The sequence below is a fragment of the Fundidesulfovibrio agrisoli genome (assembly GCF_022808715.1).
GTDB lineage: Bacteria > Desulfobacterota > Desulfovibrionia > Desulfovibrionales > Desulfovibrionaceae > Fundidesulfovibrio > Fundidesulfovibrio agrisoli.
In genome coordinates, this window is the sequence record NZ_JAKZKX010000004.1 from 216,571 (window position 1) to 228,666 (window position 12,096).

A 12,096-nucleotide genomic window follows, 5' to 3' on the forward strand; every position below is an offset into this window, starting at 1 on the left:
GATACTTGGCCTCGGGCGGCCGCTGCCTATGAGCACCCTACCATCAGACACTTCTCCCGCCGGCGGGGTGGCCCGCGCCGTCCTGAGGGCGACCATCCGTTCCCGCCGCGTGCGCAGGGTCATCCTGTTCCTGGCCGTGGGGGCGGTGGCCGGGCTGCTCGCCGCGGGCTACTCCCACAGCCTGGACTGGCTCACCGTGCGCCTGCAGGGCGGGCTGGCGGGCGTGCGCGGCACCGGGCATCCCGGCGAATCCACGCTCCTGCGCCCCTGGGTGCTGCCGCTGATGACCACCTTCGTGGGCGCGCTCACGGGCTGGCTGGTGAGCCGCTTCGCGCCTGAGGCGGCCACGGCCGGAACCGACGGCACCGACGCCATGATCCGGGCCTTCCACCAGGGCCGGGGGCGCATCCGCCCGCTGACGGCCGTGCTGCGCACGGTCACCTCCATCCTGACCATGGCCTCGGGCGGCAGCGCCGGCAAGGAGGGCCCCGTGGCCTTCATGGGCGCGGGCTTCGGGGCCTGGGTGGCAGAGCGCATGGCCCTCACGGACAAGGAGCGCCGCATCCTGCTGCTGGCTGGCGCCGCGGCCGGGCTCGGGGCCATCTTCCGCGCCCCCCTCGGCGGCGCCCTGACCGCCGTCGAGGTGCTCTACTCGGAGGATTTCGAGGGCGAGGCACTGCTGCCGGCAATCGTCAGCTCGGTCACGGCCTACACGATCAGCTCACTGTTCATGGGCACCTCCCCCCTGCTGGAGGACATGGAGCTGGTGCCCATGTCCCTGAAGGACGCGCCCTTCTACCTGCTGCTGGCCCTGGCCTGCGCGGGCAGCGCCTGGCTGTACGTTCGCAGTTTCTTTCTCATCAAGTACAAGGTGTTCCGCAAGATCTCAGGCCGGGTGGGGCTGCCCCTGTGCACCGCGCTGGGGGGGCTGCTGATGGGCTGCGTGGGCGTGGCCTTCCCCGAACTGCTGGGCGCGAGCCACCCCAGCCTGGAGCTGGCCGTGCTGGGCAAGCTGCCCGCCGCGGCCCTGCTGGCCCTGCTGCTGGGCAAGGTGCTGGCCACCTCGGTGACCATCGGCTCCGGGTTCTCCGGCGGCATGTTCGCGCCGGGCCTGTTCGTGGGCGGCATGACCGGCGGCCTGGCGGCCAAGGCCTGCGAGGCCCTGGGCAGGGGAGGGCCGGAGCTTTCCGGCTCCTTCGTGCTGGTGGGCATGAGCGCCTTCTTCGGCTGCGCGGCCAAGGCCCCCATCGGCCCGATCATCATGGTCTGCGAGATCACCCAGGGCTACGTGCTTTTGGCCCCGCTGATGCTCTGCACCGCGGTCTCGCTGATGCTCTCCGGGGCGTTCTGTCTCTACGAGAATCAGGTGCGCAGCAAGTTCGACTCCCCGGCGCACCGCGACGGCGCGGTGAGCGCGGCGTTGCAGCAGTTGACCGTCGGCGACGTGTTCATGCGCTGCAAGGCCGTGGCGCTGGAGGAATCCACCACCCTGGAGGCCCTCTCCGACATCGTCTCCAACACGGAGGACGTGGCCTTCCCGGTGCGCGGGGCCGACGGCTCCATCACCGGCCTGCTGGACGTGCGCGACGCCCGGCCCGTGCTCTTCGAGAGGGCGCTCTATCCCCTGCTCGTGGTGCGCGACCTGGCGCGCCCGCCGGTGCTGCTCGTGCCCGAGCAGGACCTCCACCAGGCCCTGATGGCCTTCGTCGAATCCCGCACGGACCAGTTGCCCGTAGTCGATCCCGACGACCGCTCGAATATCCTGGGCTTCCTGACCATGCGCGCCCTGCTGGCCGCCCCGCGCGACGAGGAGGGCTGACGGCCCCCGCCGTCCGTCCCCTGTCCGTTCCCTGTCCGGCCGCCCGTCCTGCCTGCCAGGCAGCCTACAGCCAATACTCCGGATAGCGCCTGTGCTCGGCCAGGTTGTTCACCAGCAAGGCCACCGCAAGAAGCACGAGCGCGCCCGCTCCCGCCGGGATGAGGGCGTAGGTGAAGCCCAGGGCCGCGATCTTCGGGCCGCCCGCCACGGCGATGAAGGCGGTGGCCCCGCCGGGCGGGTGCAGGGTTCCCGTGACCTGCATCAGGGCGATGGCGCAGGCCACGGCCAGGGCGCAGGCCAGCCACGTGGGGCCCGGCAGGCAGAGCCTGACAGCCACGCCGACCAGCGCCGAGAGCACATGCCCGCCCAGCAGGTTGCGGGGCTGCGCCAGAGGACTGCGGGGAGCGGCGTAGAGCAGCACCGAGGAGGCCCCGAAGGAGCCGATGAGCAGCGTGAGGTCCGTTCCTGCCACCAGCAGCGAGTCCATGAAGCCCACCGCCCCCATGCCCAGGAAGGCCCCAAACCAGGACCAGGCCGCATCCTTCAGCGGCGGCAGCGGAGGCCCTTTGCCGCTGCCCTTCATCTTGGCGAAAAACGCTTTCATTGGGCCTCCTCCAGGAGATCGCCGAGCGCCCGGACCAGGTCCGTGCGGGTCACGATGCCGACGAGTCGCTCACCGTCGAGCACGGGTAGCCTGCGCAGGCCGTGCCCGGTCATGACGCGCGCCGCGTCGGCGGCCGCCGCGTCCACGGGGACCGTCCTGGCGGGGGAGGTCATGACGTCCTTCACCCGCAGCTCTTCCGGTATGCCGGGGCAGGCCTTCCCGGCCAGGACCCAGGCCACCAGGGCGGGCAGCGGGGTGCTCCTGTCCAGGCCGATCAGAGGCAGGAGGTCCTTGACGGACATCACGCCGAGCACCCGGCCCTCTTGGACCACAGGCGCGCCGGAGACGCCCGCCTCCGCCAAGGTGGCCGCGGCCTGGAGCACGCCGGTGTCGGGGGCGAGCCCGACGACCTCGCGGGTCATCACCTGGGCCACGCTCGCGCCCGCCCGGATGCGCTCCCGGGCGTGGCGGCTGGCCACGGCGAAGAGCTCGCGCGCGTCGGATGGGGTTATGTCCAGGAAGGAGCCCATCTCCCGCATGGCCAGATAGAAATCGTCCGACTGAGGGTCGCCCGGATGTCTGTTCATGAAGCCTCCCGTGGCACGGGCCGCTCTTTCGTGTTGTGCGGCCGGGTGCATCTTGGCGGATTTCTATATGAATCACAGCCTTGCGGCAACGGCGGCGGGGCCGGGCCGCAGGCGGAGGCGATGCGGCCGGCTGGTTACAAATTTGGAATGGATCAGCCGGGAAATGCAGCCCGCAACCTCTTCCCGTTTGCCGTTGATAGGGATATATTGTTGTTCCCAAAAGTGAACATCGTGATCTGTCGCTTTGGCCCTATCTCTGGATGAAATCGGGAGCCCGATGAGTCGTATCGTTCCGAACCTGCCCGCCCGCGCCGCCATATGGCTGCTGATCGCCTTGCTTGGCGGGCTGACCCCTGCGGCCCTCGCGGCGGAAGACGGGAAGGGACGGCGGCCCTACAGGGTGCTCGTGCTGCACAGCTTCAGCCACGGGGTGTTCCGTACGGACGGCCTCTCCCGAGGAATCACGGAGCAGTTCAACAAAAGCCCCCGCCCAATCCAGGAGATCGTCGAATACCTCGACGTGTCCATCTTGGAGAAATCCCCGGAATACGGGGCCTACCTCGACGGCAAACGCGACTCCATCAGGGCTCTGATCGCCTCCGAGCCTCCTGACGCGATCCTCCTGACTGACTGGAAGGCCAAGGATTTCTGGGTGCAGAACTACCAGACGTTCGGGCCGGACCTGCCCGTGGTGTTCTGCGGCGTGGGGGACAGCCTCCCCGATGATCTGCGTGTTCTGAAACGGGTGACTTGCGTGCTGGAGCGCCCCGGATTCAGCGAGGCCATGCTTGAGGCCTCCCGGTTGTTCCCCGAGGCCGGGAAGGTGCTGGTCGTAGGGGATAAGGGGCTCCATTCCCAAACTGTTCGCGAAATGCTCCACAAGGACCTGTCGAATCTTTCGCCACGTCTTGCCGTTGAATATTTGGATGACATGGAAATCTCGGCCATCGAGAAGCGCCTGTCGCAGCTCGGCCCCGATTGGGTTGTGTACGTGGTGGGCAGGCCCGAGCAGAACGGAAAGGTCATGCTCCAGTCCGAAGCGTCACCCAGGATTTCCGCGGCCAGTCCGGTGCCGGTGTTCATCACCTGGGCTTCATGGATGGGCTACGGCCCGGTGGGCGGCAAGATCATCGTGCCGGAGGAGCAGGGCAAAGCGGCGGCCAAGCTCGTGCTGGATATGCTCGACGCCGGATCCTCCTCGGGCGTCCCCCCCAGAATCGAGGCCAACGGGCGCTTCATGTTCGACCACAACGCGCTCGTCCGCTTCAATATCGACGAAACCAGGCTCCCCTTGGGCAGCATGGTCATCAACAGGCCGGTCTCCATTCTCGATTCCTATAGGCATCTGGTCTGGACCTACGTGGCGATCATGGTGCTGCTGGCCGCCACCTGCGGCATCCTTGCGCTGCACGTCGCCAGCAGGCGCAGGCTGCAGAACAAACTGGGCGAGCAGGTGAACTTCGTGGGCTCGCTCATGGAGGCCATGCCCACCCCCGTGTTCTACAAGGGCGTGGACGGCAAGTACCTGGGCTGCAACCCAGCCTTCGAAGACTTCATGGGCATGACCAGGGAGCAACTCATCGGCCACACCGTGTACGACCTCTACCCCGAGCCCGAGGCGGACATCTACAAGGCCAAGGACGACGCGCTCTTCGCGGCGGGACCCGTGCAGATCTACGAGTACGAAAAGGTGACTCCCTCGGGCCCGCGGCAGATACGCTTCCACAAGGCCCTCTACCACGGCGCGGACGGCAAGACCGCGGGGCTGGTGGGCGTGATCGCCGACATCACCGACCTGCGCCGCGCCGAGCGCGAGTTGGAGAACACCCGCAATTATCTGCAGGCCATCATCGACTCCTCCCCCTCGGCCATGCTCTGCATGGACACCGAAGGCAGGATAACCCACGCCAACGCCAGGGCCCGTTCCTCCTGCGTGCTGGCCCCCGGCAGGGATTCGGCCTTCAACCTGCCCTGCGTGGGCGACCTCTCCGCCCAGGTGCGCGCCTCCATCTCGGAGGGCAAGCTGGTCAGCATGCCCCGGCGCATCAGCCAGGAGGGCGGGCGCACCAAGGTGGAGGACGTCATCATCTACCCCCTGGCCTCCCTGGGCTTGAGCGAGGCCGTGGTCCGCATCGACGACGTCTCAGAGCAGCACCGCCTGCAGGAGGTGCTGATCCAGTCCGAAAAGATGATGTCCGTGGGCGGGCTCGCGGCGGGCATGGCCCACGAGATCAACAACCCCCTGGGCGGCGTGATGCAGAGCGCCCAAGTGATCGCCAACAGGCTGCGCCCCGAGCTGGAAGTCAACCGCCGGGCAGCCGAGCTGGCGGGTTGCAGCATGGACCACGTGGCCAGCTACCTCCGGTTGCGCGAGATATACCCCCTGCTGGAAAACCTTCGCGATAGCGCGAAGCGCGCGGCGGGCATCGTCTCCAACATGCTGGAGTTCAGCAGGCGCAGCACCTCGGCCTGGCTCCCCGCCGACCTGAACGACATCGTCGAGAAATCGCTGTCGCTGTGCCAGCAGGACTACAACTTCTCGAAGCACTACGACTTCAAGAAGATCAACATCGTCAAGGAGCTGGACCCGGACAGCCCCTTCGTGCCCTGTTCCCCCTCCCAGATACAGCAGGTGCTCTTCAACCTGATGCGCAACGCCGCCCAGGCCATGAGCCAGGGCCAGACGCCCGAGCCCGTGCTGGTCCTGCGCACCCGCGTGGAGGGCGACTGGGCCGTGATCGAAGTGGAGGACAACGGCCCCGGCATGGAGGAATCCGTACGCCGGAAGGTGTTCGAGCCCTTCTTCACCACCAAGAGCCCCGGCCTCGGAACGGGCCTCGGGCTTTCGGTCTCCTACTTCATCGTCCGGGAAAACCACCGAGGGGAATTCGACGTGGTTTCCGCTCCGGGCGAGGGCGCGCGCTTCATCCTGCGCCTGCCTCTTCACCCCAAGAAGGAGAGGCGTTGATCCGAAGGGTCAGCGCAACCCAGTCGTAACCCCGCCATGATACTCGATCTCTTCAAGAAGAAGACCCCCAAGCTGGACAAGGCTTCCGCCGAAATCCTCGACCAGGCGCTCGTGCAACGCGCCCGTATGGACATGGATTTCGAGGAGGGCGTCACCAGCATCAAGGGCCTGAGCTGCGCGCTCAACTCCATCGGCGCGAACACCCTCATGCTGGATGTCTACGGCCTCAAGGCCCCCGGGAATTTCACCGGCTCCACCTTCACCTGTCACTTCCGCATCCGGGAGGGCAAATCCGGGGTGGGGTTCTACGGCTTCCGCTCCCAGGTGGAGTCCGTGCGCCAGGCCAAGGCCGGCGGCATCGTCTTTGTCGTCTCCGTGCCCGCGCGGGTGGAGCGCTCCCAGCGGCGCAGGAGCGTGCGGGTGCGCCCGGCCCTCTCCTGGTTCGAGGAGCTGCTGATCTGGCGGGGGGAGAAGCTCATCCAGGCCGACCAGGCAGGCATCCTGGCCGGGCTCAGGGAGTTCAACCAGGGCAAGGTCTGCCGACTGGAGAACATGTCCGCCGGGGGGCTGGGCCTGCACCTGACCCACGAGTTCTGCAAGCAGGCGGAATTTATCCCGAACATGCACGAGCCCTTCACGCTCTACATGCGCTTCGCCCACGACGTGCGCAACCAGCCGCGGGAGCTGTGGCTCTCCGGAAAGGCCGTGCGCACCCTGCAGGACCACGTCTCCCGCGATGTCGACCTGGGCCTCATGTTCGATTGCGTGGGCCGCAGGCACCCCGAGAACGGGGAGATGGTCTGGCTGCCCATCGAGGAGAACGTGGCCGAGGAGCTGCTCACCCGGGTGTTCGAATGGCACGCGGAGCTTTGCCGCACCCGTTCCGCTCAGGATTGAGAATCGGGGACATCCAGTAATTTTTCCTCCGCATTGCGCGCCGTCACGAGATGGTCTACTAGGGAGCGTAGAAACTCCCCAGGAGGCTCGAACGCCATGAACATGAAGGAAGTCAGGGACAAGGCCAGGGAACTGGGCGTCAAGGTGGCCGTGGGCTGGACCAAGACGACCGCCATCCGCGAGGTGCAGCTCGCCGAAGGTTTCGATCCCTGCTACGGCCGGGGGCTCTACGACGTTTGCGGGCAGCCCCATTGCTGCTTCCGCTCCGACTGCGAGAAAATCCCCGCCAAGAACTAGCGCCACCCAGGCATCGTTCTCTCGCCCGTCCGGCTCGCGCGGCCCCCTTGGGCGCTGCGCATCCGCCCCTTGCAAGCGGGGCCTCTAGCCTGTATGGCTGCCGGGGCCACAGGGCCCAATCCCCCGCCAAGAGGACCGCATGGAGTTCATTTCCCAATTCATTTGGATGCTCGGCCACGTCGACGAGGCCCTGCGCATGATAATAGGCAGTTACGGCACCTGGACCTATCTGGTGCTGTTCCTTGTCATCTTTTGCGAGACGGGCCTGGTGGTCACGCCCTTCCTGCCGGGCGACTCCCTGCTGTTCACCGTGGGCGCGCTGTGCGGCGCGGGCTTCCTCGACCCGGTGCTCACCGCCGGGCTGCTCATGGCCGGGGCCATACTGGGCGACAACACCAACTACTGGATCGGGCGCGTGGTCGGCCCCGCCGTCTTCAGCCGCGAGGACAGCTGGCTGCTCAACAAGAAGCACCTGAACAAGACCCACGCCTTCTACGAGAAGCACGGCGGCAAGACCGTGGTCATCGCCCGGTTCATGCCCATCGTGCGCACCTTCGCCCCCTTCGTGGCGGGCATCGGCAAGATGAGCTACGCCCGCTTCCTGACGTTTTCCGTGGCGGGCGGGCTGTTCTGGATCTGCTTCTTCATCGGCCTGGGCTACTTCATCGGCAACATGCCCTGGGTGAAGCGCTACTTCAGCGTGGTGATCTACGGCATCATCCTGCTCTCCATCATGCCCGGGATCATCGAGTTCATGCGCGCCCGGCGCGCCGCCGCCCGGGAAGCCGCCCAGTAGAGGGAAGAGAAGAATAGGGGAGAGCAGGGAGAGAGGAGCGCCTCCGGCGGCCAAAGGGACTTCGTCCCTTTGGAATCCCACACGGCTTCGCATTGTTATTGGATGATTTGGTCGGTTCTGGCGCGCCTATCAGGTTCGCGTCGGAACCGATCTTTTTTTGATACGGGCGTACTGATGAGGCTGGAACCGTTCGCGGTCTATGCGGAGCTGGGCCGGTGGCGTTCCGCGCGCAACGTATCCTGCGTTGCCGCGATTGTTGTTTACTGTTTCAGGTAAGGATATGGCGCGGCCGACGCCATGGTGATTCTGAACCAGTTCTTCTCGATAGTCAGAGACGAAATTCCAGACTTCGCTTCGTTCCAGCCGTTCCTGAGCTGTCCGAATCCATCCAGGACGATCAATAACCCCTCGAAGTTCACCCGGTTGTCATTTGAGTCGTATTTCCATTTGCCGCTGGTGGTGACTTCTTGTTGGCCAGCGACAGCGACAGTCTGGATGAAATCTCCGGACGACTGCAAGATGATGGTTTCCGTGCCGAAGGGGTATACCGCTTTGTAGGTTCCGTAGATCTTGTCGACGGGCACATTGCCTGAGCAGCCAAAGAGGATGAGCGTAGCCAGGACGGCAATGATGGAAGTGATTTTCGTGTGCATCATTTCCTCGCAGCGATGTGATTCGGTTGGATCCGTCCGCTGAAAGTACTGATAAATGCGGTTCACTACTCCATTCGGGCTACTTCAATTAAAAAGCGCGAAAAAGCAACCGGTTCAGCTTGAAGCGTTCGTCCTATGCGCCCAGGCGGCCGCCCGGGCTCGGTAGACCATATCCGGCAACGTCCTGTAGCGCATGGCCAGGGCCGGGTCGTCCAGGGCCAGCTCGGGCTGGCGGGCCACCAGCTCCGGGTTCTCCAGCAGCAGTTCGTAGGCCTCCTCGTAGTGGAGCACCATGCGCTCCTCCCGCCAGTGGCGCTCCATCCACTCCCTGGCCTGCGCCCCGGCGTACTCCACGAGCGCGGGCTGGCCCAGCAGCTCCTCCAGCACCTGCCGCGCTTCCTCCAGGCGCACGTTGAGGAAGGGGTGCCCGTGCGCCCCCGAGAACCGCTCCAGCAGCATCAGCGAACGCTCGTCCAGGTGGGCGAGCACGCACTTTCCCTGGGCCGCGCCCTCCAGGCCCGTGAGGTGGTAGCTGCCCGTGACCAGGTCATCCACCACGATGCGGCTCCGGCGCTTGAGTTCCAGCGCTTCGGCCAGGGGCAGGCCCGTGACCACCTTGGCGCGGCAGCCGGTGCGCTCTGCCGCGCGGGCGATGGCCTCCGAGGCTTCGGGCATGGCCTTGGTGCTCCAGCGGTCCTCCCAGGCGCTCATGGCCTTGGTGGGGCTGAAGAACACGTCCCACTGGGGCGGTTCGCCGGAGGGAAGGTAGGCCGGGTCGTGCTCGGGCACGAAGTTGGGCACCACGCGCGCCCGGGGGAAGAGGCGCTCGGGGTATTGGGCGATGGCCAGGGCGGGCAGGGGCTGCTCCAAAAGCTCGTGGACCCCGATGCCCATGACCCCGGCGATCAGCTCCGGGCTGGAGTGGAACTGGCGGACGAAGGCCTTGCCCGCGCGGGCCAGGGCGCGGAAGTCCACGCCCTCGAACTGGGTGGAATCGAGGTCCAGGTAGTTGTGCAGGTGGATGACGTCGGCGCTCCAGGCCAGTTCGCGGACCTCCTCGGGCGACTCGGCGTGCACGAGGTCGTGGTCGTAGAGGCCGAAGCGCTCCAGGTCGGCCAGCCGGGCGTCGATGCCGGTGTGGCGGCGCAGTGCCTGGACCAGCCGGATGGGCATCCCGGCCAGGGGCGTGATGGAGAAATGGATGACGCGCATGGTTCACCCCCCGAAAGGGATTCCAAAGGGGGGAACTCCCTTTGGCCGCCGGAGGCTTCTCTTGGTTATAGGCTCCAGCCCTGGCCCCGGCGCCGCCGAACCGTCCGACGTATTTGAAGAACATCGCACGACTCGGCGGCGCCGGGGCCAGGGCCGGACCCAGTTCGGTCCGCCCGGCCTTGAAATCCGGCGTCCCAGCTAGTCCGAAACCGCCGCCCGGGCCACGCCCACAGCGTTACTCCCTCCGTCTTTGGCGTCAAGGGCCAGCTCCCAGCGGAACTGCTCGTCGTGGCGCACCGGGGCGGCCAGGGTCAGCCCCACGGCGCGGTCCCAGTGGATGGGGCTCACGCCGTCGCCAGGGCACTTGGCGGCCAGGTCGGCCTCGGCGAGCACGTGCCCGGCGGGCAGGTCCCTGGCGAAGACGATGGACTTGCGCAGCTTGAGCGATGCCGAGAGCTCAGTGCCGGAGACCTCCTTGCAGCTCAGGCGCATGGCCGCCTCCGCTTCATTTACCAGGCGCACCAGCTCGGCCAGGCCCTGCGGGTCCAGCGAGGCCTGGTGGTCGGTTCCGCGCATGGCGCGGTCCAGGGTGAAGTGGCGCTCCAGCACGCAGGCCCCCAGGGCCACGGCGGCCACGCTGGGGCCGAGCCCGCGCTCGTGGCCGGAGTAGCCCACGGGCAGGCCGTGGCGCGCGGCCAGGGCCGCCATCACGGGCAGGCCCACCAGCTCGTCCGGGCAGGGGTAGGTGGAGTTGCAGTGCAGCAGCACGATGCGTTCGTGGAAGCGGCGCAGCTCGGCCACGGCGGCGTCCACGTCCTCCGGGGAGCTCATGCCGGTGGAAAGTATTAGCGGGATGCCCGAGGCCCCGGCCTTGCGCAGCAGGGGCACGTTCACCATGTCGGCGGAGCCGATCTTGAGCAGGGGCACGCCCAAGCCGATCACCTGGCGCAGGCTGGGCATGTCCCAGGCGGAGGCGAAGAAGACCAGGCCCAGGGATTCGGCCAGGGCCTTGAGCTCGGCCATCTGCTCGATGGAGAGCTCCAGGGCCAGGCGGTGGCTGCCGTAGGTGGGGCCGAAGCAGTTGGGGCCGGAGCAGGGGGCCTGGCGGCCCGCCTCGGTGAACATGGCAGCCATGTCGCGCTTCTGGAACTTCACGGCGTGGGCCCCGGCTGCGGCGGCCTCGCGCACCATGGCCCTGGCCAGCTCCATGTCGCCCTGGTGGTTGTTGCCTATCTCGGCCACGATGAAGCACGGCCGGCCGGGGCCGATGGCCCTGCCGCCCGGCAGCGTGATGGTTTGGTCCGGCTTCATAGGCGCACTATCTCCACGTTGTTGCTCCGGCAGAGCCCTGCCAGTTGCTCGTATATCTCCTCCTGGCGGCCGAAGGAGGTGATGACCACGGCCTGGGGCCTAAGCGACTCAAGCGCCACCGGGGGGGAGATCACGTGCCCGCCCAGGGTCTTGCCCGCCTTGTCCGGGTCGTTGTCCACCAGGGCGACCACCTCGAAGCCTCCGGCCGCGCGCAGGGCCTGGAGCACCACCTCGCAGGTCTCGGAGGCGCCGAACAGGGCCAGCTTCTTGAACCCCCTGGCCTTGAGCCCGGCCAGCCGGGATTGGATGGCGGCCTTGAGCGCCGTGTATATCTGCACCGTCTCGCTGGAGAAGCTGGCGAACATGGCCCGCCGGGAGGCCTCGCCCGACTCGGTGAGGCTGTAGCGGAAGCTCTTGCCGTTGACGGGCTCGTAGCGCACGAGTCCCTCCTCCACCATGAGGCGCAGGTACTGGTTGACCATGGCCCCGGAGAGGTTGGCGCGCCGCCCCAGCTCCTTCTGGCTGACCTGACCGTCCTGGGAGAGGGCGTCCAGGATGGCCAGCTGGCGTGCCTCCTTGCTGGGGCGGTAGAACGTCTTGTTCACGAGAAACATGGGCGGCTCACCGTTTGGTAAGGGGATGAACGGACCTCGCGCGGGCGCGATCCCTGGCATGCCCCTTGGATACGTGCTTTCGCAAAGGATAACAAGCGGTTGCCATTTGTCGGCTTCGCCGTGGATTCCCCCGGAATTTCAAGATGATGCCGCCGTTGCCACGCCGATTGTTCACAGGCCAAACGGTCCGGCGGCAGCATTTGCCCGGCTAAACCGCACCCCCCGGGGCGTGCAACCCTCATGCCTGTTCGGCATGGGAATGCCCTGTTTGCCTGGTCCGGCTGGGGCCTCCGGCGCGGCGGGCGGCCCGATGTTCTTCAAATACAGCGGGTCGCCCG

The 12,096-nt window shown here is 66.8% G+C and carries 11 protein-coding genes; 5 read left to right on the plus strand and 6 right to left on the minus strand.

Features of this window, described 5'->3' with window-relative positions; genetic code table 11:
• The first annotated feature begins 28 nt into the window (after positions 1-28).
• Positions 29-1,819 (plus strand): chloride channel protein, encoded by a 1,791-nt coding sequence (locus MLE27_RS04950; protein ID WP_243310779.1) that lies wholly within the window; start codon positions 29-31, stop codon positions 1,817-1,819.
• A gap of 64 nt (positions 1,820-1,883) precedes the next feature.
• Here the strand turns inward: MLE27_RS04950 and MLE27_RS04955 are convergent, their stop codons facing one another.
• Entirely contained in the window at positions 1,884-2,423 is a 540-nt protein-coding gene (locus MLE27_RS04955; RefSeq protein WP_243310780.1) for an HPP family protein, read from the minus strand.
• Entirely contained in the window at positions 2,420-3,010 is a 591-nt protein-coding gene (locus MLE27_RS04960) for a CBS domain-containing protein (protein ID WP_243310781.1), read from the minus strand. The genes MLE27_RS04955 and MLE27_RS04960 overlap by 4 nt, the downstream gene beginning before the upstream one ends.
• A gap of 277 nt (positions 3,011-3,287) precedes the next feature.
• Between MLE27_RS04960 and MLE27_RS04965 the strand changes: the two genes are divergently transcribed.
• The 4 genes from MLE27_RS04965 (at position 3,288) to MLE27_RS04980 (ending at position 7,968) form a co-directional block, all read left to right on the plus strand.
• Complete coding sequence (locus MLE27_RS04965) at positions 3,288-5,978, plus strand: PAS domain-containing protein (protein ID WP_243310782.1); 2,691 nt, start codon at positions 3,288-3,290, stop codon at positions 5,976-5,978.
• Between the two features lie 36 nt (positions 5,979-6,014).
• Complete coding sequence (locus tag MLE27_RS04970; RefSeq protein ID WP_243310783.1) at positions 6,015-6,875, plus strand: hypothetical protein; 861 nt, start codon at positions 6,015-6,017, stop codon at positions 6,873-6,875.
• A 96-nt stretch (positions 6,876-6,971) separates the two neighbouring features.
• Positions 6,972-7,172 (plus strand): hypothetical protein, encoded by a 201-nt coding sequence (locus MLE27_RS04975; RefSeq protein ID WP_243310784.1) that lies wholly within the window; start codon positions 6,972-6,974, stop codon positions 7,170-7,172.
• 139 nt (positions 7,173-7,311) lie between these two features.
• Positions 7,312-7,968: a DedA family protein gene (locus tag MLE27_RS04980; protein ID WP_243310785.1), complete on the plus strand. Its 657-nt coding sequence runs from the start codon at positions 7,312-7,314 to the stop codon at positions 7,966-7,968.
• 260 nt (positions 7,969-8,228) lie between these two features.
• Here the strand turns inward: MLE27_RS04980 and MLE27_RS04985 are convergent, their stop codons facing one another.
• The 4 genes from MLE27_RS04985 to MLE27_RS05000 form a co-directional block, all read right to left on the minus strand.
• Entirely contained in the window at positions 8,229-8,621 is a 393-nt protein-coding gene (locus MLE27_RS04985; RefSeq protein ID WP_243310786.1) for a hypothetical protein, read from the minus strand.
• A 114-nt stretch (positions 8,622-8,735) separates the two neighbouring features.
• Complete coding sequence (locus tag MLE27_RS04990; RefSeq protein ID WP_243310787.1) at positions 8,736-9,833, minus strand: glycosyltransferase; 1,098 nt, start codon at positions 9,831-9,833, stop codon at positions 8,736-8,738.
• A 198-nt stretch (positions 9,834-10,031) separates the two neighbouring features.
• Positions 10,032-11,144 carry an N-acetylneuraminate synthase family protein gene (locus MLE27_RS04995; RefSeq protein ID WP_243310788.1) on the minus strand — a complete coding sequence of 371 codons (1,113 nt, stop codon included), beginning with the start codon at positions 11,142-11,144 and terminating at the stop codon, positions 10,032-10,034.
• A complete protein-coding gene (locus MLE27_RS05000) occupies positions 11,141-11,758 on the minus strand; it encodes a winged helix-turn-helix transcriptional regulator (protein ID WP_243310789.1) in 618 nt (205 codons plus the stop codon). Before MLE27_RS05000 ends, MLE27_RS04995 begins: the two co-directional genes overlap by 4 nt.
• Positions 11,759-12,096 lie beyond the last annotated feature (338 nt).